Below are 19,040 nucleotides of genomic sequence, written 5' to 3'. Positions count from 1 at the left end.
GCGTGGTTACAATGATGTTGTAGCTTGGCATGCAAACGCGGTCCAGCAGCGCGACCTGCAGCCCGCTCCCGCCGTACAATCCATCCGTCCCCGGACTGATGAGGCCCGCCCGCGAGGCGCCGGCCAGACCCGAATTCGAAACATTTATTAGGAGCCGCTTCCATGACAAAACCAGCCTACCAACGAGTCCTCCTGAAACTGTCTGGTGAAGCGCTGATGGGCGACGACCAGTTCGGCATCAACCGCGCCACCATCGAGCGCATGGTGGCCGACGTGGCGGAAGTGGCGAAGCTGGGCGTGCAGGTGGCGGTCGTGATCGGCGGCGGTAATATCTTCCGCGGCGTCGCCCCCGGCGCCCAGGGCATGGACCGCGCCACCGCCGACTACATGGGCATGCTGGCCACCGTCATGAACGCCCTGGCGCTGGCTGATGCCATGCGCCACGTCGGCATCACCGCCCGCGTCATGTCGGCGATCGGCATCGAGCAGGTTGTCGAGCCTTACGTGCGCCCGAAGGCACTGCAATACCTGGAAGAGGGTAAAGTGGTCGTGTTCGCGGCCGGCACCGGCAACCCGTTCTTCACCACCGATACCGCCGCCGCCCTGCGTGGCGCCGAGATCTCGGCCGAAATCGTCCTCAAGGCCACCAAGGTCGACGGTGTGTACAGCGCCGACCCCAAGAAAGACCCGCACGCGACCCGTTACGAGAACATCTCGTTCGACGAAGCGATCGCCAAGCACCTGCAGGTAATGGACGCCACCGCCTTCGCGCTGTGCCGCGACCAGAAACTGCCGATCAAGGTGTTCTCCATCGTCAAGCCCGGCGCGCTTACCCGCGTGATCATGGGCGAAGACGAAGGTACACTGGTACACGTTTAATATTTACTGAACAATAAGGAGAGCAGCATGTCCCTGGCTGACGTCAAAAAGAACGCGCAAGAGCGCATGGTCAAGTCCATCGAGACCCTGAAAGCCGACCTGGCCAAGGTCCGCACCGGCCGCGCCCACACCGGCATCCTCGACCACGTGATGGTCGACTACTACGGCAGCCCGACCGCGCTGCCGATGGTGGCCAACCTGACCCTGGTCGATGCGCGCACCATCGGCGTCCAGCCTTTCGAAAAGAAAATGGCTGCCACCATCGAAAAAGCCATCCGCGATGCCGACCTGGGCCTGAACCCGTCGTCGCAGGGCGATATGATCCGCGTGCCGACCCCGCCGCTGACCGAAGAGCGCCGCAAGGAGATGGTCAAGCTGACCAAGTCCGAAGGCGAAGATGCGAAGATTGCCGTGCGCAATATCCGCCGCGATGCCAACGAAGCACTCAAGAAAATGGTCAAGGACAAGACCGCTTCGGAAGACGACGAGCGCCGCGCCTCGGACGAAATCCAGAAGCTGACCGACAAGGCCGTGGCCGACATCGACAAGCTGCTGGGCGAGAAAGAGAAGGAAATCCTGACGGTGTAAGGCTCGCCGTAGGGCAAAGTCATCCGGCTTTCCTGCGGACCGGCCCCGGCGACTTGCCGCGGCCGGTCCGCCTACCTTATGATTGTCCAATTCACCATTGGCCATGTGCGCACGCGGGACGCAAGTCCGGGCGCACCCCTGCTGGATTAAAGATGTTCAAAAGTTCGACCACCGCCGTACCCGACACGCCCGCCGTGCCGCGCCATATCGCCATCATCATGGATGGCAATGGCCGCTGGGCCACCAAACGCCTGCTGCCGCGCGTGGCCGGCCACGTCAAGGGCGTGGAAGCCGTGCGCGGCATCGTCGAAGCCTGCGTGCTGCGCGGGGTCGAATACCTGACCCTGTTCGCCTTCTCGTCCGAGAACTGGCGGCGTCCGGCCGACGAGGTGTCGCTGCTGATGCGCCTGTTTGTGACGGCGCTCGAGCGCGAAGTCTCGAAGATGCATGCCAACAATATTCGCCTCAAGGTCGTGGGCGACCTGAGCCGCTTCGACCCGAAGCTGCAGGACATGATCGCCAATGCCGAGCGCCGCACCGCCGGCAACTCGCGCCTGACCGTCACCGTGTGCGCCAACTATGGCGGCCGCTGGGATATCATGCAGGCAACGGGGAAGATGGTGCAGGCCAACCCCGGCGTGACCGAATATACCGAGGAAATGCTGGCTGAGCACCTGGCGATGGCGTATGCGCCCGAACCCGACCTGTTCATCCGTACCGGCGGCGAGGAACGCATCTCGAACTTCCTGCTGTGGCAGCTGGCGTATGCCGAACTGCATTTCACAGGTACCTTCTGGCCCGATTTCACGCCCGAGGCGCTGGACGAGGCAATTGCTTCGTTCCAGCGACGCGAACGGCGATTCGGCCAGACCAGCGCCCAAGTAGCGAAGAAGACGAACTGATGCTCAAGACCCGGATCCTCACCGCGCTCGTCCTGCTGGCAGTCTTGCTGCCGGTACTGTATTCCAACAACCCTACGGCGTTCGCGGTGGTCGCCTCGGTCTTCTTCGGGGCGGCGATCTGGGAGTGTTTCCGCCTGTTCAATCCGGGCGCCAGGAGCGCGCTGGCGATCGCGGGAGCCTGGACCCTGGCCTTCGCCTATGCCTTCTTCATGCGCGAGCAGGGCGATCCGACCTTCTGGTTCGCCATCGGCGCACTGCTGTGGGCCTTGCGCTTCGCACCCACGCTCAAGCTGGGCCTGCCGCCGCTGGCCAGTACGCCCAACACCCTGCTCAGTTTGCTCTATGCGATCTCGCTGGTGGCCTGCTTCGCCGCCATCGTGATGCTGTTCCAGTACTCGGCGCTGTTCCTGCTGTCGGTGCTCGTCATCGTGTGGTCGGCCGACATCTTCGCCTATGTGTGCGGCAAGACCTTTGGCAAGAACAAGCTCGCGCCGTCGATTTCGCCCGGTAAATCGTGGGAAGGCGCCATCGGCGGCGGCATCGTGACCCTGCTGCTGGCCTCGCTCACCGTCGTGTTCGGCGGAGAGCTTCTCGCCAATACCTTCGCGGTGCGCGTGCAGGCCAGCTTCGGCTGGCTCGGCATGCTGGCCGTCATCGCCCTCATCGTCGTCGCCAGCGTGGTCGGCGACCTGTTCGAATCCCAGCTCAAGCGCCGTGCCGGCATGAAGGACAGCAGCAACCTGCTGCCCGGCCACGGTGGCGTGCTGGACCGGATCGACGCACTCGTGCCGGTCCTGCCGCTGGCGGCCCTGATCGCCACCCGGCTCTAGAAGGAAGTTTCCATGCAAGGCATTACCATCCTGGGCGCCACCGGTTCGATCGGCGCCTCGACCCTCGACGTGGTGGCGCGCCATCCCGACCGCTACCGTGTCTACGCGCTCAGCGCGCATTCGCGCGTTGAAGAACTGGCAGCCGCCTGCCGCCAGTTCCGCCCGCAGCGCGCGGTGGTCGGCAGCCCGGAGGCCGCGGCGCAGCTGGCCGCCCTGATCGCCGACCTGCCTACCAGCGTGGAATATGGCGAGCAAGCCTTGTGCGAGATTTCCGCCAGTCCCGACACCGATATCGTGATGGCCGCGATCGTCGGCGCGGCCGGCCTGGCGCCGACGCTGGCGGCGGCGCGCGCCGGCAAGAAGATCCTGCTGGCGAATAAAGAGGCGCTGGTGATGTCGGGCCAGCTGTTCATGGATGCGGTGCGCGAGCACAAGGCGACCCTGCTGCCGGTCGACAGCGAACACAATGCGATCTTCCAGTCGCTGCCGTCGTCATATGGCCGTGTGCCCGCCGCTTCGGGCGTGGCCAGGATCCTGCTGACGGCGTCCGGCGGCCCGTTCCTGAACCGCGCGGTGCACACGCTCGAGCATGTCACTCCGGACGAAGCCTGCAAGCACCCCAACTGGGTCATGGGCCGCAAGATCTCGGTCGATTCCGCCACCATGATGAACAAGGGCCTCGAGGTGATCGAGGCCCACTGGCTGTTCGGCGCGACGGCCGACCAGATCGAGGTGGTGATCCATCCGCAAAGCGTGATCCACTCGATGGTCTCGTATGTGGACGGTTCGGTGCTGGCCCAGCTGGGCAATCCCGACATGCGTACCCCGATCGCCAATGCGCTGGCCTACCCGGAGCGGATCGACTCGGGCGTGGCCCAGCTCGACCTGACGCAAATGGCCGCGCTGCAGTTCCTGCAGCCTGACCTGGAGCGCTTCCCTTGCCTGGCGCTGGCCTTCGACGCCCTGCGCGCGGGCGGCACCGCCCCGGCCCTGCTGAACGCGGCCAACGAGGTGGCGGTGCAGGCTTTCCTGGAGCGCCGCATCGGTTTCCGCGACATCGACCGCGTGATTCGCGACGCGCTGGACGTCGTGCCGCACGGCCCGGCCTCGTCGATCGAGGCGGTGCTGGCCCAGGACGCGCGTGCGCGCGCCGCCACCATCGACGCGATCGCAGGCCTGCCGCACTGACCCCCTGGACCGAACCATGACCATGCTCTACACCGTGCTGGCCTTCGTGCTGGCGCTCGGCCCCCTGATCGTGATCCACGAACTGGGCCACTACCTGGTGGCGCGTGCCTGCGGCGTCAAGGTGCTGCGCTTCTCGGTCGGCATGGGCCGCGTGGTCTGGTCGCGCCGCTTCGGCAAGGACCAGACCGAATGGGCGCTGTCCGCGCTGCCGCTGGGCGGCTACGTCAAGATGCTGGACGCGCGCGACCCCGAGACCGCGCCCACCAACGATGCCGATCTCGATCGCGAATTCACGCGCCAGAACGTCTGGAAGCGGATCGCCATCGTGGCCGCCGGCCCGCTGGCCAACTTCCTGCTGGCGATCGGCCTGATGGCCGCGCTGTATATGCATGGCGTCGACGAGCCCTCGGCGCGCCTGCGTGCGGCCCCGGCCGCGTCCGAGGCGGCCAGGGCCGGTGTGCGCGGCGGCGACACCGTGGTGGCCGTGAACGGCAACGCGGTGCGCTCGTGGACCGAGCTGCGCTGGCAGATCGTGCATGCGGCGGTGGATAAAGCCGATGCGCGCCTCGAGCTGCGCAGCGCCAACGGCGGTAGCTATGGCGCGACCCTGCCGGCCGCAGTGGTCGGCCGGCTCGACGTCGAGACCGACGTGATGGCCGAACTGGGCCTGGACCTGTGGCGCCCGCAGCCGCGCATCGAGAAGGTGATCGCGGATGGGGCAGGGCAGCGCGCCGGCCTGCAGGACGGCGACCTGGTGCTGCGCGCCGGCGGTGAGCCGGTGGTCGACGGCATCGCCTTCATCGAGGCGGTGCGGGCGTCGCCCGGCAAGCCGATGGCGCTCGAGGTGGAGCGTGCGGGTCGTCCCGTGGCCCTGACCCTGACCCCGGAGCCGGATGCGAATGGACGCGGCGTGATCAAGGCCATGGTGGCGCAGCGACCCGAGATGGTCACCGTCAGTTCCGGCCCGTTCGAGGCGATCGCGCGCGGCGCGGAACGGACCTGGGAAACCAGTGTGATGACGCTCAAGATGATCTGGAAGATGATTACCGGGGAAGCATCTTGGAAGAATGTGACCGGTCCCATTACCATCGCCGATTATGCCGGACAGACTGCGAGAATAGGTCTCGTGAGCTATTTACAGTTCATTGCCTTTATTAGTATCAGCTTAGGCGTAATGAATTTGTTACCAATTCCAGTTCTGGATGGTGGCCATTTACTGTATTATTCGCTGGAAGTTTTGACCGGGCGTCCCCTTCCTGCGCGCGTCGGCGAGTTCGCGCAGCGCGCCGGGGTCGGCCTGCTGTTCATGCTGATGGCGCTCGCCGTCTTCAATGACCTGGTGCGGCTGCTCTAGCGGCCTGCATTCGCTCCCGGCTACCAGCGCGGAAATCCCCGGCACAAAATAATATGCAATCGTTGTCCAAATGACTGACCCTTTGATCCAGCCAATGAAATCACAACCAGATCGTTTTGCCCTGCCGTTCATTCGTCGCAGCTTGATCGGCGCTGCCGTGATGGCCCTGTGCGCCAGTAATGCGCTGGCCGCCAACCCGTTCGTCGTCAAGGATATCCGGGTCGAAGGCATCCAGCGGACAGAAGCAGGCACCGTGTTCAGCTATCTGCCGGTGCGCGTGGGCGAGACCTTCGACGACGTCAAGGCCTCGAGCGCCATCAAGGCACTCTACGCCACCGGCTTCTTCAAGGACATCCGCCTGGAGGAAGAAAATGGCGTGCTGGTGGTGCTGGTCGAGGAACGTCCGGCCATTTCGTCGGTCGATTTCACCGGCACCAAGGAATTCGAGAAGGACATGCTGGTCAAGGCGCTGTCCGAGATCGGCGTGGCCCAGACCCGCATTTTCGACAAAGCCTCGGTCGACCGCGCTGAACAAGAGCTCAAGCGCCAGTACCTGTCGCACGGCCTGTACGGCGTCAAGATCACCACCACCGTGACCCCGATCGAGCGCAATCGCGTGACGGTCATGTTCAATATCGACGAGGGCGATGTCGCCAAGATCAAGGGCATCAATATCGTCGGCAACAAGGCCTTTTCCGACAAGCAGCTGCGCCAGCTGCTCGAACTGCGCCCGTCGGGCTGGTTCACCTGGTACTCGAAGGCCGACCAGTATTCCAAGCAAAAGCTGACCGGCGACCTCGAGACCATCAAGTCCTGGTACCTGAACCACGGCTACCTCGAAGCCAACGTCGAATCGACGCAGGTGTCGATCACGCCCGATAAACGCGACATCTACCTGACCCTCAACATCACCGAGGGCGAGCAGTACACCGTCTCGAGCGTCAAGCTCGAAGGCGAGATGTTCGGCCGCGAGGATGAACTCAAGCAGCTGATCATGCTCCAGCCGGGCAAGACCTACGTGGGCGACCTGCAGGAAGCGACGAACAAGCTGATCTCGGATCGCCTGGGCACCTTCGGCTATGCCTTCGCCAACGTGACGGCCAATCCGGAACTCGATCGCGAGAAGCGCGAAGTCGCGTTCACCTTCTTCGTCGATCCGGGCAAGCGCGCCTATGTGCGTCACATGAATATCTCGGGTAATACGGTCACCCGCGACGAGGTGATTCGCCGCGAATTCCGCCAGTTCGAAAGCTCGTGGTACGACGCCAACCGCGTGAAGCTCTCGCGCGACCGCGTCGACCGCCTGGGCTACTTCAAGGACGTGAAGGTCGAGACGCCGGAGTCTCCCGGCACTTCGGACCAGGTCGACGTGAACATCGCGGTCGAAGAAAAACCGACCGGTAACTTCATGATCGGCGGCGCCTTCTCGCAATCCGAGAAGTTCACCTTCACCGCGTCGATCTCGCAGGCCAACTTCGCCGGTAGCGGCAACACGGTCGGCATCGAACTCAATACCAGCAAGTACAACCGCACGATCGCGTTCTCGCAGACCAATCCGTACTTTACCGATGACGGCATCTCGCGCGCGTTCTCGCTGTACCTGCGCACCTCGCGTCCGCCGGCGCTGAACATCGGTTCGTACACCGTGCGCCAGATGGGCGGCAACCTGACCTTCGGCGTGCCGTTCTCCGAATCCGACACCGTCTTCTTCGGCGCCGGCCTGGAACGCACCGAGCTGGAAACCGACCAGACTTCGCCGACCATCTACCAGACCTTCGTGCGCCAGAATGGCGGCCCAGCCAGCGGTATCGGCAAGGCCACCACGGTGGCGATCCCGCTGACCGCGGCCTGGGGCCGCGACACCCGCGACAGCGCCGTGACCCCGACCCGCGGCCGCTACCAGCGCGCCAACCTCGAGATCGACGCCATCGGCGACGCCAAGTACTACCGCGCAGTCTATGAGCATCAATGGTGGCGTCCATTGACCCGCTGGATGACGCTGGCCCTGCGCGGCGAGCTCGATTACGGCAAGGGCATCGGCGGCAGCGCCTACCCGGTGTTCAAGAACTTCTATGCCGGCGGCATCGGCTCGGTGCGCGGCTACGAGAGCTCGTCGCTGGGCGTGGTCGATCCGCGTTACTACGATGCGATCGGCGGCTCCAAGCGGATCATCGCCAACGCCGAGCTGCAGTTCCCGTTCCCCGGCAGCGGCACCGACCGCAGCCTGCGCTGGTTCACCTTCGTGGACGGCGGCCAGGTATTCCAGGAGGATGCGAAGATCCGTTTCGACGAGTTCCGCTACTCGGCCGGTATCGGCCTGTCCTGGATTTCCCCGGTGGGCCCGCTCAAGTTGAGTTATGCTAAGCCGCTGAATTCGCTGCCGGGCGACCGCCTGGAGCGCTTCCAGTTCCAGATGGGTACCGGTTTCTAAGCGGCCCACGGTGACCTGAAGAACGATTGCGAGAGACTTATGTTGAAAAATCTGATTGACTCGCTACCCGGTAAAGTGAAGCCGACGCTGGGCGCCTCGCTGGCGCTGGCCGCCGTGTGCGCAGCGCCGCTGGCACAGGCACAGGCGCAGGCGCAGCCGACCAGCAGTCGTATCGGCTTCGTCTATACCGAGCGCCTGATGACCGACTCCAAGATGGCCAAGTCGGCCGACGCCAAGCTGGCCGCCGAGTTCTCGAAGCGCCAGAAGGCGGTCGAGGAGATGGTCGGCAAGTACAAGCAGACCTCCGAGAAGTTCGACGCCGAGGCGGCGAACCTGTCGGAACTCGACCGCACCCGCCGCGCGCGCGAGCTGTACAACATGCAGAAGGACGTCGAACGCATGCAGCGCGAGTTCCAGGAAGACCTGCAACAGCGCAAGAACGAAGAGCGCGCCGCGATCGCGCAAAAGGCCTACAAGCTGGTCGAGCAGGTCGCGGAGCAGGAAAAGCTCGATGCGGTGCTGGTCGAGGCGGCGTGGGTGAGCCCGCGCGTCGACATCACCGACAAGATCCTCAAGCTGCTCGACAAGTAAGGCAGTACCGTTTTTTGACTCACACTGGAAAGACCGAGATGGGCATTCGACTGGGCGATTTGGTCGAGCGCTTCGGCGGACAGTTGGTGGGCGACCCGGACCTCGAGGTCCAGGCCATTGCCCCCCTGGACAGCGCCGGCGCTTCGCACATCAGCTTCCTCAGCAACAGCAAGCTGCGCGCATTGGCCGCGCAGAGCCAGGCGGCGGCCCTGATCCTGTCGCCGCTGGACGATCCGACGGTGGCCGCGACCTATGAAGGCGCGCGCATCGTCACCACCAACCCCTACGCCTACTTCGCCCGCGCGGCGCAGTACTTCGTGTCGCTGACCGAGATCGCGCCCGTGCCCGGCATCCATCCGAGCGCGGTGGTCGCGCCTGGCGCGACGGTCGATCCGACCGCCCACGTCGGGCCGCACGTGACCATCGAAGAGGGCGCAGTCATCGGCGCCCACGTGGTGATCGATTCGGGCTGCTTCGTCGGCCGCGAGGCCGCGATCGGCGAATACACGCACCTGTTCGCGAACGTGACCTTCCATGCGCGCTGCCGCATCGGCAAGCGCGGCATCCTGCATTCGGGCGCCGTGGTCGGCACCGACGGCTTCGGCTTCGCGGTCGAAGCGGGCGTATACCTCAAGATCCCGCAGACCGGCCGCGTGCTGATCGGCGACGACGTCGACATCGGCGCCAACACCACGATCGACCGCGGCGCGCTGGACGACACCGTGATCGAGGATGGCGTAAAACTCGACAACCAGATCCAGATCGGCCACAACTGCCATATCGGCGCCCACACGGCGATGGCCGGCTGCGTCGGCGTGGCCGGCAGCGCCAAGATCGGCAGCCGCTGCACCTTCGGTGGCGCCGCCATGGTGCTGGGCCACCTCGAGATCGCCGACAACGTGCATATCTCTTCGGGCAGCATGGTGTCGCGCTCGGTCCTCGAACCGGGCCAGTACACCGGCTTCTACCCGCTGGCCAAGAATGCCGAATGGGAACGCAGCGCCGCGATCGTGCGCAACCTCGATTCAATGCGCGCCAAGATCCGCACGCTCGAGAAAACCATCAGAAACCTGACAGAACAAAAATGACTACTCCGGAAACCAAGACCCTCGACATCACCCAGATCAAGGAATACCTGCCGCACCGCTATCCGCTGCTGCTGGTCGACCGCGTGCTGGACGTCGAACTGGGCAAGCGCATCGTCGCGATCAAGAACGTCACCGCCAACGAAGAATTCTTCAACGGCCACTTCCCGCACAAGCCGGTGATGCCGGGCGTCCTGATGATCGAAGCGATGGCGCAGACCGCGGCCATCCTGTCGTTCATGACCATGAACGTCAAGCCCGACGAGAACTCGGTGGTGTACTTCGTCGGCATCGACAATGCGCGCTTCAAGCGTCCGGTGGAGCCGGGCGACCAGCTGCGCATGGAAGTCGAGATCCTGCGCGTGGCGCGCGGCATCTGGAAGTACAAGGCGGTGGCGACCGTCGACGGCAAGGTGGCGGTCGAGGGTGAGCTGATGTGCACCATCCGCGGCGCCGCCGAGGCGACCATGAAAGGCCCTGAAGCGGCAGCCGAGTAAGGAGCGCTAGATGAGCAAAATTCATTCGACCGCGATCGTCGACCCCAGGGCCGAGCTGGACAGCTCGGTGGAGGTCGGCCCGTATTCGATCATCGGGCCGAATGTGCGCATCGACGCCGGCACCGTGGTCGGTCCGCACGTGGTCATCGAAGGCCACACGACGATCGGCAAGGACAATAAATTCTTCCAGTTCTGCTCGATCGGCGGCGCGCCACAGGACAAGAAGTGGAACGGCGAGCCGACCCGCCTGGAAGTGGGCGACCGCAACACGGTGCGCGAGTTCGTCACCTTCAACCTGGGCACGGTCCAGGACGAGGGCGTCACGCGCGTGGGCAGCGACAACTGGATCTCGGCCTACGTCCACGTGGCGCACGACTGCCAGGTCGGCAGCAACACCATCTTTTCGAATAATGCGCAGCTGGCGGGCCATGTGCAGGTGGGCGACTGGGCGATCCTGTCGGGCTACGCCGGCGTGCACCAGTTCTGCAAGATCGGCGCCCATGCCTTCATCGGCATGTATACGAGCCTGACCCAGGACGTGCCGCCGTATGTGCTGGTGTCGGGCAATCCGGCCGGTGCGCGCGGCGTGAACCTCGAAGGCCTCAAGCGGCGCGGCTTCTCGCGCGAGCAGCTCGATGGGATCCGCAGCGCGTATAAACTGCTGTATCGCTCGAACCTGACCCTGGAGGAGGCGAAGGCCGCCCTGCAGGCGGAGGAAGAGCGCCTGCCTGCGGCCGCCGGCGATATCCGCCTGCTGCGCGAATTCCTCGGTACTGCCACCCGTGGCATCGTCCGCTGATATTTCCCTGGCCCTGGTAGCCGGCGAGGCGTCCGGTGACATGCTTGCCGCACGCCTGCTGGCGGGCTTGCGTCCGGCGCTTCCCGGCGCGCGCTTCCACGGCATCGGCGGGCCGCGCATGATCGAGCAGGGGCTCGTGAGCGATGCCCCGATGGACACGCTCACGGTGCGCGGCCTGTTCGAAGTCATTCCCCGTTATCGCGAACTGAAGGGCATCCAGAACCGCTTGCGCGATCGCCTGATCGCGGAACGGCCCAGCGCCTTCATCGGCGCCGACTACCCCGGTTTCAATCTCGGGCTGGAAGAGCAGCTGCGCTCGGCCGGCATCCCGACCGTCCACTTCATCGGGCCGCAGATCTGGGCCTGGCGCGGGGGAAGGATCAAGAAGATCCAGCGCGCGGTCTCGCATATGCTGGTTATCTTCCCATTCGAGGAAGCGATCTACCGCGAGGCGGGCGTGCCGGTGACGTATATCGGGCATCCGCTGGCCGAGACGATTCCGCTGGGGCCCGACGTGGCCGCTGCGCGCCGCTCCCTCGGCCTTGCGCTTGACGCGCGCGTGGTGACGGTGATGCCGGGCAGCCGCATGGGCGAGCTGAAATACCTGGCCGAGCCGTTCGTGCGCGCCGTGAAGCTGCTGGCGGCGCGCGACCCTGGGCTGCGCTTCGTGGTGCCGATGGTCGGCGAGCGCCAGCGCGCGTATTTCGACGAGATCGTGGTCAGGGCCGGTTTGCAGGACGTTGAACTGCAGCTGACCGATGCCGGCTCGCACACGGCGATCGCCGCCGCCGACGCGGTGCTGGTCGCTTCCGGCACCGCGACGCTGGAAGTCGCGCTGTTCAAGAAGCCGATGGTGATCGCCTATAAAGTGATGGCGGCGTCGTATATGATCATGCGCCATATGGGTTACCAGCCCTGGATCGGCCTGCCGAACATCCTGGCGCGCGAATTCCTGGTGCCCGAGCTGATCCAGCACGCGGCCACGCCCGAAGCCCTGGCCGACGCCGTATGGGCCCAGTTGCATGATGCAGCGGGCCGCGAACGGCTCGCCGCGCGCTTTCTCGAGATGCACCACAGCCTGCTGCGCGACAGCGCGCGCGAAAGCGCCGAGGCGGTATTGAAAGTGATAGGCCGCGATGCCGTTGGCGCGCGCGACATGGCATGAGCAAGAAGAAGGTCAACCTGTATCCGGGGCTGCCGACGCGCGGCCGTCCATTCACCGCGCTCGACATCGTGTGCGGCGTCGACGAGGCGGGCCGCGGTCCGCTGGCCGGCCCCGTGTTCGCGGCCGCCGTGATCCTCGATCCGCGCCGTCCGATCGAGGGCTTGCGCGACTCGAAGAAGCTGAGCGAGGCGCGGCGCGACCAATTGGCGCCCCTGATCCGCGAACATGCGCTGGCCTGGGCCATCGCCGAATGCTCGTGCGAAGAGATCGACAGTATCAACATCCTGCAGGCGACCATGCTGGCGATGCGGCGCGCGGTGGAGGCGCTGCACACGGTGCCGACCCTGGCCCTGATCGACGGCAACCGCTGCCCGCAGATGGACGTGCGCGCGCATGCGATCGTGGAGGGCGACGACAAGGTCAACGCCATCTCGGCCGCATCGATCCTGGCCAAGACGGCGCGCGACGCGGCGCTGGTCGAGCTCCATGGCCTGTATCCGCAATACGGCTTCGACCAGCACAAGGGCTATGGCACGCCGCTGCACCTGGAACGCCTGCGCGCGCACGGCCCGTCGCCTGCGCACCGCCGTTCGTTCGCGCCGGTACGCAACCTGCTGCAGGTCGACCTGTTCGGCAGCTATTTGATTGAAACAGAAGCAGCATGAAAACCATCAGCTCGCGCGACAACGCGTTCTACAAGGACCTGAAAGGTCTCGCCACCAGCTCGCAGGCGCGGCGCAAGGCCGGACAAAGCCTGCTCGACGGCGTGCACCTGTGCCAGAGCTGGCTCGACCTGCGCGGCGCGCCGCGCCACTGCGTGGTATCCGAGGGAGCGCTCGGCAACGCCGAAGTGCAGGCCATCGTCGCCCGTTGCGACGCCGTGAACGCGCCGGTGACGGCGCTTCCCGACGCGCTGTTCAACGCCATCAGCCAGGTGGAGCACGGCGTGCACCTGCTGTTCGTGATCGACTCGCCACAGCCATCGAGTGCACCGGGCCTGCATGGCCCCAGCGTGCTGCTGGACGGCGTGCAGGATCCCGGCAACGTCGGCTCGATCCTGCGCAGCGCCGCGGCGGCCGGCATCAAGCAAGTCTATTGCAGTCCCGGCACTGCCTTCTGCTGGTCGCCGAAGGTGCTGCGCGCCGCGATGGGCGCCCATTTCGTGCTGGAGATTTTCGAGCAAGTGGAGCTGGCGCAGCTGGTGCGCGAAGCATCGGTGCCGGTGCTGGCCACCAGCGGCTACGCGGCCGAGCGGCTGTATGCGATGGACTTGCGCCAGCCGGTGGCCTGGGTGCTGGGCCACGAGGGGCAGGGCGTGTCGGACGAATTATTGCGGCTTGCCACGCACCGGGTCGCGGTGCCGCATGCTGGCCAGGTGGAGTCGCTTAACGTCGCGGCCTGCGCCGCCGTATGCTTCTTCGAAGGTCTGCGCCAGCAGCAGATGTAGCCTTGGGTATGGACGGCTTCCACCGCTTCGCGTAGGCTGGCGGCTGGGAGACTGGAGCAACGATGGACATCGCGCATTTGCATTTTTTGGTGGCACAAGCCGACACGGCCCAGCGCAGTGCGCTGGTCGAGATGCTGGGCCAATTGGGCGCCAGCCGCGTCACCGACGTCGCGGACGGCCATCGCGCGCTGCAGATCCTGGAGTCCGGCGTGGCGCCCTTGGTGAACGTCGCCATCGTCGACCTGGACCTGCCTGGCATGGACGGCCTGGAACTGATTCGCAAGCTGGGCGAGATCCAGGGCCCGGCGCGCCTGGTGGTGACCGGCGCCCGCCCGGCCGACCTGTTGTTCTCGGTGGAGACCTTGGCCCAGGCCCTGGGCGTCGAGCTGCTGGGCGCGATCGCCAGGCCGGTGACCGCCGCCAGACTGAAGCCGCTGCTCGACAACTACACCCCGCTGGCGCGCCCGCCGAGAAGGCCGGGCGGCCCGCGATTCTCGTTCCAGCAGATCGGCATCGGCCTGCAGAAGCGCCAGTTCGAGCCGTTCTTCCAGCCGAAGATCGAGCTGGCGACCGGACAAGTCAAGGGCCTGGAAGCATTCGCCCGCTGGCGCCACCCCGAGCACGGCGTGCTTGGCCCTGCATCCTTCATGGAAGCGCTGGAAGAAAGCGGCCGCATCGACTTCCTGGACTGGAGCATGATCGAGCTGTCGGTCGAGCGCTGCCGCTGGCTCCAGGAGCAGGGCATCCCGGTCCCGATCTCGCTGAACATCGCGCCCGAAACCCTGGCCCATCCCGCTTTCGTGCGCCAGATCGTCGCCTCGCTCGAGCGCCACGAGGTGAGTCCGGACTACATCACGTTCGAGATCCCCGAGTCGTCGGTCCTGAACACGAACCCCGATTTCATCGAGCGCCTGGTGCGCCTGCGCATGATGGGCTTCGGCCTGGCCATCGACGACTACGGCACCGGCCGCTCGAACCTGCAGCTGCTGGCCCGCATCCCCTTCACCGAACTGAAGATCGACCGCAGCTTCGTCGACGGCGCCTCGAAGCGCCGTCCCTTGGGCACGGTCCTGCGCAGCTGCCTGAACCTGGCCCACAGCCTGGACCGGATGTCGGTCGCGGTCGGCGTCGAAACCCGCCAGGACTGGGACTTCCTCCAAAGCCTCGGCTGCACCTACGCCCAGGGCTACCACATCGCCAACCCCATGGAAGCCGCCGCCTTCCCGACCTGGCTCGCCGACTGGCGCCAATTCTTCTAACTCTCAATCAATAACCCATCAATTGGGGTCAGAGTAGAATTGTTGAGCAATTTCGCAAATTCGGCCGGCGAATAATGAGGGTCGGAGTAGAATTATTAGCCAATTGCTCGAAGGATAACTAGGGTCGGAGTCGAATTAACGACTGATCAGTAAATGTTGTCAAACAATTCGACTCCGACCCTGATTAAAATTGTCTGGTTTAGCGGTAATAAACGGGCGAGCTATTTGTCTGCGTTACTCTATTTCCTGGGTGGTCGGCCAAAGGCGCCAAACTTCAAGAAATTAATGAGGGTCGGAGTCGAATTGCCGGGCAATTCTTCAAAGTTGTCAAACAATTCGACACTGACCCCAATTAACTCGCACGAGCTTTCAAGCAAGATGGCGCCGTCTTGTTCGGAATTAATGAGTGATTAAAAATCTTTCTTATTAATTCTACTCTGACCCTAATTGGCGATTGGTCGGCGAGTTAGTATTCGCGGCGATCGGGTTTGATTTCTTGGAGGATGGTGGTGGCGATTTCTTCGATCGATTTTGTCGTCGAGGAGAGCCAGCGGATGCCTTCGCGGCGCATCAGTTGTTCGGCTTCGTTGACTTCGTAGCGGCAGTTCTCCAGCGATGCGTACTTGCTGCCGGCGCGGCGCTCGTTGCGGATTTGCGAGAGGCGTTCGGGGGTGATCGTCAGGCCGAACAGCTTAGCCTTGAATGGCGGGAGCGAGCTCGGCAGCTTGCTGCGTTCGAAGTCGTCGGGGATCAACGGATAATTGGCGGCTTTCAGGCCGTATTGCATCGCCAGGTACAGGCTCGTCGGGGTTTTGCCGGAGCGCGAAACGCCCACCAGGATCACGTCGGCCTCGGCCAGGTTCTTGTGCGATTGGCCGTCGTCGTGCGCCAGCGAGAAGTTGATGGCTTCGATCCGGTTCTTGTATTCCTCGGTGTCCACCGCATTGTGGATGCGCCCGATCGTGTGCGTCGATTTCACGTCCAGCTCCTGCTCGAGCGGCGCCACGAAGGTCTGGAACAGGTCCATGTGCATCCCGTTCGCGGCCCGGATCACGCTCGACAGGTCGTTCTTCACCAAGGTCGAGAACACGATCGGACGCTGCCCATGCAGCGCAAAACTCTCGTTGATGCGGCGTGCGGCGTCGTGCGCCTTCTCGATCGAATCCACGAACGGCAGCCGGATCTGGCGAAAACGCAGGTCGAATTGGCTCAGCACGGCGTGGCCGAAGGTCTCCGCCGTGATGCCGGTGCCGTCGGAGACGAAGAACACGGTGCGCGAGGCAGTAACTGGAGGAGGCAGGGAATCGTCGGTCATGGTGGCTGGATCGGAAGGCTTTGCTGACAAAGTTGCATCAAAAGTGCGCTGCACATCACCCTGTCGCGGGGTAAAATGCTCGGCAACGGGTTTTGCATTGTGCTGCACGCGGGCCAGAATAACAAGAACACGTCAAACACGCCCCCGCTTGCCGAGCAGTGCTCCAACGGCTTTCCATCATCAAGTAAGGGTGTTTTACCATGACTAACCTAGCTACTCCAGCATTGCAGCCCGACGGCGCCACACGGGTATACGTGGCATCGTTCGAAGACCTGCGCATGACCGACGTCGAGTCGGTCGGCGGCAAGAACGCCTCGCTCGGCGAGATGATCAGCCAGCTGGCCGGCGCCGGCGTGCGCGTGCCGACCGGCTTCGCCACCACCGCCGACGCCTTCCGCGACTTCCTCGGCCATAGCGTCGATGGCGGTGCATCCCTCGGCGAGCGCATCGCGCGCCGCCTCGATAACCTCGACGTCGACGACGTCCGCACGCTCGCAACGGTCGGCGCCGAGATCCGCGGCTGGATCGTCGAGACCCCGTTCCAGCCCCGCCTGGAGCAGGACATCCGTTCGTTCTACGAGCGCCTGGTCGCCGGCTCGGAAACCGAAGTCTCGTTCGCCGTGCGTTCCTCGGCCACCGCCGAAGACTTGCCGGATGCATCCTTCGCCGGCCAGCAGGAATCGTTCCTGAACGTGGTCGGCATCGACAACGTGTTAGAGGCGATGAAGCACGTCTTCGCTTCGCTCTACAACGACCGGGCGATCTCCTACCGCGTACACAAGGGCTTCACCCACGCCGAGGTCGCGCTGTCGGCCGGCGTGCAGCGCATGGTGCGCTCGGATACCGGCGCATCCGGCGTGATGTTCACGATCGACACCGAATCGGGCTTCAAGGACGTGGTGTTCATCACCTCGAGCTACGGCCTGGGCGAGACCGTGGTGCAGGGCGCGGTCAACCCGGACGAGTTCTACGTCCACAAGCCGATGCTCGCCCAGGGCAAGTCGGCCGTCATCCGACGCAATATCGGTTCCAAGCTGATCAAGATGGAATTCACCAGCGAGGCCAAGGCCGGCCGCTCGGTCAAGACCGTCGACGTGCCGATCGAGCTGCGCAACCGCTACTCGCTGGTCGAGGAAGAAGTCATCGAGCTGGCCAAGTACGCGATGATCATCGAGAACCACTATGGCCGTCCGATGGACATCGAGTGGGGCAAGGATGGCCGCGACGGCAAGCTGTACATCCTGCAGGCGCGTCCCGAGACCGTCAAATCGCAGCAGAAGGCCACCGACGCCCAGCAGCGCTTCCAGCTCAAGGGCACCGGCACCGTGCTGACCCACGGCCGCGCGATCGGCCAGAAGATCGGCGCCGGCCCGGTGCGCGTCATCACCGACCCGTCGGAGATGGAACGTGTGCAGCCGGGCGACGTGCTGGTCGCCGACATGACCGACCCGAACTGGGAGCCGGTCATGAAGCGCGCCTCGGCGATCGTCACCAACCGCGGCGGCCGCACTTGCCACGCGGCGATCATCGCGCGTGAGCTGGGCGTGCCGGCGGTGGTCGGCTGCGGCGACGCGACCGACGTGCTGAAAGACGGCACCCTGGTCACCGTCTCGTGCGCCGAAGGCGACGAAGGCATGATCTACGACGGCCTGCTCGAAACCGAGGTCACCGAAGTCTCGCGCGGCGAACTGCCGCCGATCAAGACCAAGATCATGCTCAACGTCGGCAACCCGCAACTGGCCTTCGACTTCCAGTCGGTGCCCAACAACGGCGTCGGCCTGGCCCGTCTCGAGTTCATCATCAACAACAATATCGGCGTGCACCCGAAGGCCATCCTCGAGTATCCGAACATCGACGCCGACCTGAAAAAGGCAGTGGAGTCGGTCGCCCGCGGCCATGCCTCGCCGCGCGCCTTCTATGTCGACAAGCTGGTCGAGGGCGTGGCGACCATCGCCGCCGCGTTCTGGCCGAAGCAGGTCATCGTGCGCCTGTCCGACTTCAAGTCGAACGAGTACAAGAAGCTGATCGGCGGTTCGCGCTACGAGCCGGACGAAGAAAACCCGATGCTGGGCTTCCGCGGCGCCGCGCGCTACCTGGCCGACGACTTCGCCGAATCGTTCGCGATGGAATGCGCGGCCATGAAGCGCGTGCGCAACGAGATGGGCCTGACCAACGTCGAGCTGATGGTGCCGTTCGTGCGTACCCTCGGCCAGGCCGAGAAAGTGGTCAACCTGCTGGCGCAGAATGGCCTCAAGCGCGGCGAAAACGGCCTGCGCCTGATCATGATGTGCGAAGTGCCGTCCAACGCCATCCTGGCCGAGCAGTTCCTGGAGTATTTCGACGGCTTCTCGATCGGTTCCAACGACCTGACCCAGCTCACCCTGGGCCTGGACCGCGACTCCGGCATGGAGCTGCTGGCCAAGGACTTCGACGAGCGCGATCCGGCCGTCAAGGCGATGCTGTCGCTGGCGATCAAGGCCTGTCTCAAGCAGGGCAAGTACGTCGGCATCTGCGGCCAGGGGCCGTCGGACCATCCCGACTTCGCCCAGTGGCTGGTGGACGAGGGCATCGAGTCGATGTCGCTCAACCCGGACTCGGTGATCGAAACCTGGCAAAAGCTGGCCAAGGCCTGAGCCCCGGCATTCCCCTTCGAGGGCCGCCGGTGCTACACTGGCAGGAATGATCGCTTTCCAAGCCCTCAAGAACGACC

The 19,040-nt window shown here is 64.5% G+C and carries 17 protein-coding genes; 16 read left to right on the top strand and 1 reads right to left on the bottom strand.

Annotated features, from left to right (window positions below; all coding sequences use genetic code 11):
• The first annotated feature begins 162 nt into the window (after positions 1-162).
• The 15 genes from pyrH (at position 163) to E8M83_RS15485 (ending at position 15,015) form a co-directional block, all read left to right on the top strand.
• Positions 163-879 carry a UMP kinase gene (gene pyrH, locus E8M83_RS15555; RefSeq protein WP_137174231.1) on the top strand — a complete coding sequence of 239 codons (717 nt, stop codon included), beginning with the start codon at positions 163-165 and terminating at the stop codon, positions 877-879.
• 27 nt (positions 880-906) lie between these two features.
• Entirely contained in the window at positions 907-1,467 is a 561-nt protein-coding gene (frr, locus tag E8M83_RS15550; RefSeq protein ID WP_137174230.1) for a ribosome recycling factor, read from the top strand.
• 152 nt (positions 1,468-1,619) lie between these two features.
• Positions 1,620-2,369 (top strand): polyprenyl diphosphate synthase, encoded by a 750-nt coding sequence (uppS, locus tag E8M83_RS15545; protein WP_137174229.1) that lies wholly within the window; start codon positions 1,620-1,622, stop codon positions 2,367-2,369.
• Positions 2,369-3,199 (top strand): phosphatidate cytidylyltransferase, encoded by an 831-nt coding sequence (locus E8M83_RS15540; protein WP_137174228.1) that lies wholly within the window; start codon positions 2,369-2,371, stop codon positions 3,197-3,199. The genes uppS and E8M83_RS15540 overlap by 1 nt, the downstream gene beginning before the upstream one ends.
• 12 nt (positions 3,200-3,211) lie before the next feature.
• Complete coding sequence (gene ispC / locus E8M83_RS15535) at positions 3,212-4,387, top strand: 1-deoxy-D-xylulose-5-phosphate reductoisomerase (RefSeq protein WP_137174227.1); 1,176 nt, start codon at positions 3,212-3,214, stop codon at positions 4,385-4,387.
• Positions 4,388-4,403: 16 nt separating this feature from the next.
• The gene (rseP, locus tag E8M83_RS15530; RefSeq protein ID WP_137174226.1) at positions 4,404-5,741 is read left to right on the top strand and encodes an RIP metalloprotease RseP; all 1,338 of its coding nucleotides are present in this window, start codon (positions 4,404-4,406) and stop codon (positions 5,739-5,741) included.
• 94 nt (positions 5,742-5,835) lie between these two features.
• On the top strand, positions 5,836-8,172 hold the full coding sequence (gene bamA / locus E8M83_RS15525) for an outer membrane protein assembly factor BamA (protein WP_137174225.1): 2,337 nt from the start codon (positions 5,836-5,838) through the stop codon (positions 8,170-8,172).
• Positions 8,173-8,211: 39 nt separating this feature from the next.
• Positions 8,212-8,763, top strand: coding sequence for an OmpH family outer membrane protein (locus tag E8M83_RS15520; RefSeq protein WP_137174224.1), 552 nt, complete (start codon positions 8,212-8,214; stop codon positions 8,761-8,763).
• A gap of 38 nt (positions 8,764-8,801) precedes the next feature.
• Complete coding sequence (gene lpxD / locus E8M83_RS15515; protein WP_137174223.1) at positions 8,802-9,851, top strand: UDP-3-O-(3-hydroxymyristoyl)glucosamine N-acyltransferase; 1,050 nt, start codon at positions 8,802-8,804, stop codon at positions 9,849-9,851.
• A complete protein-coding gene (gene fabZ / locus E8M83_RS15510; RefSeq protein ID WP_137174222.1) occupies positions 9,848-10,345 on the top strand; it encodes a 3-hydroxyacyl-ACP dehydratase FabZ in 498 nt (165 codons plus the stop codon). Before lpxD ends, fabZ begins: the two co-directional genes overlap by 4 nt.
• A gap of 10 nt (positions 10,346-10,355) precedes the next feature.
• Positions 10,356-11,144: an acyl-ACP--UDP-N-acetylglucosamine O-acyltransferase gene (gene lpxA, locus E8M83_RS15505; RefSeq protein ID WP_137174221.1), complete on the top strand. Its 789-nt coding sequence runs from the start codon at positions 10,356-10,358 to the stop codon at positions 11,142-11,144.
• Positions 11,128-12,309, top strand: a complete 1,182-nt coding sequence (lpxB, locus tag E8M83_RS15500; protein WP_137174220.1) for a lipid-A-disaccharide synthase — start codon at positions 11,128-11,130, stop codon at positions 12,307-12,309. Before lpxA ends, lpxB begins: the two co-directional genes overlap by 17 nt.
• A complete protein-coding gene (gene rnhB / locus E8M83_RS15495) occupies positions 12,306-12,974 on the top strand; it encodes a ribonuclease HII (RefSeq protein ID WP_229491547.1) in 669 nt (222 codons plus the stop codon). The genes lpxB and rnhB overlap by 4 nt, the downstream gene beginning before the upstream one ends.
• The gene (locus E8M83_RS15490) at positions 12,971-13,756 is read left to right on the top strand and encodes an RNA methyltransferase (RefSeq protein ID WP_137174219.1); all 786 of its coding nucleotides are present in this window, start codon (positions 12,971-12,973) and stop codon (positions 13,754-13,756) included. Before rnhB ends, E8M83_RS15490 begins: the two co-directional genes overlap by 4 nt.
• 62 nt (positions 13,757-13,818) lie before the next feature.
• On the top strand, positions 13,819-15,015 hold the full coding sequence (locus tag E8M83_RS15485; RefSeq protein ID WP_137174218.1) for an EAL domain-containing protein: 1,197 nt from the start codon (positions 13,819-13,821) through the stop codon (positions 15,013-15,015).
• Positions 15,016-15,481: 466 nt separating this feature from the next.
• Here the strand turns inward: E8M83_RS15485 and E8M83_RS15480 are convergent, their stop codons facing one another.
• A complete protein-coding gene (locus E8M83_RS15480; protein WP_170976824.1) occupies positions 15,482-16,330 on the bottom strand; it encodes a pyruvate, water dikinase regulatory protein in 849 nt (282 codons plus the stop codon).
• Positions 16,331-16,530: 200 nt separating this feature from the next.
• Between E8M83_RS15480 and ppsA the strand changes: the two genes are divergently transcribed.
• Positions 16,531-18,963 (top strand): phosphoenolpyruvate synthase, encoded by a 2,433-nt coding sequence (gene ppsA / locus E8M83_RS15475; RefSeq protein ID WP_137174217.1) that lies wholly within the window; start codon positions 16,531-16,533, stop codon positions 18,961-18,963.
• Positions 18,964-19,040 lie beyond the last annotated feature (77 nt).

Source organism: Massilia sp. HP4 (assembly GCF_005222695.1).
Taxonomy (GTDB): Bacteria; Pseudomonadota; Gammaproteobacteria; order Burkholderiales; family Burkholderiaceae_D; genus Telluria.
Note: the sequence above shows the minus strand (reverse complement) of the source record. Positions and strands in the feature narration are given on the sequence as shown.

Coding starts and splice junctions, on each gene's coding strand:
- pyrH (WP_137174231.1), top strand. CDS start 163: ATGACAAAACCAGCCTACCAACGAGTCCTCCTGAAACTGTCTGGTGAA.
- frr (WP_137174230.1), top strand. CDS start 907: ATGTCCCTGGCTGACGTCAAAAAGAACGCGCAAGAGCGCATGGTCAAG.
- uppS (WP_137174229.1), top strand. CDS start 1,620: ATGTTCAAAAGTTCGACCACCGCCGTACCCGACACGCCCGCCGTGCCG.
- E8M83_RS15540 (WP_137174228.1), top strand. CDS start 2,369: ATGCTCAAGACCCGGATCCTCACCGCGCTCGTCCTGCTGGCAGTCTTG.
- ispC (WP_137174227.1), top strand. CDS start 3,212: ATGCAAGGCATTACCATCCTGGGCGCCACCGGTTCGATCGGCGCCTCG.
- rseP (WP_137174226.1), top strand. CDS start 4,404: ATGACCATGCTCTACACCGTGCTGGCCTTCGTGCTGGCGCTCGGCCCC.
- bamA (WP_137174225.1), top strand. CDS start 5,836: ATGAAATCACAACCAGATCGTTTTGCCCTGCCGTTCATTCGTCGCAGC.
- E8M83_RS15520 (WP_137174224.1), top strand. CDS start 8,212: ATGTTGAAAAATCTGATTGACTCGCTACCCGGTAAAGTGAAGCCGACG.
- lpxD (WP_137174223.1), top strand. CDS start 8,802: ATGGGCATTCGACTGGGCGATTTGGTCGAGCGCTTCGGCGGACAGTTG.
- fabZ (WP_137174222.1), top strand. CDS start 9,848: ATGACTACTCCGGAAACCAAGACCCTCGACATCACCCAGATCAAGGAA.
- lpxA (WP_137174221.1), top strand. CDS start 10,356: ATGAGCAAAATTCATTCGACCGCGATCGTCGACCCCAGGGCCGAGCTG.
- rnhB (WP_229491547.1), top strand. CDS start 12,306: ATGAGCAAGAAGAAGGTCAACCTGTATCCGGGGCTGCCGACGCGCGGC.
- E8M83_RS15490 (WP_137174219.1), top strand. CDS start 12,971: ATGAAAACCATCAGCTCGCGCGACAACGCGTTCTACAAGGACCTGAAA.
- E8M83_RS15485 (WP_137174218.1), top strand. CDS start 13,819: ATGGACATCGCGCATTTGCATTTTTTGGTGGCACAAGCCGACACGGCC.
- E8M83_RS15480 (WP_170976824.1), bottom strand. CDS start 16,330: ATGACCGACGATTCCCTGCCTCCTCCAGTTACTGCCTCGCGCACCGTG.
- ppsA (WP_137174217.1), top strand. CDS start 16,531: ATGACTAACCTAGCTACTCCAGCATTGCAGCCCGACGGCGCCACACGG.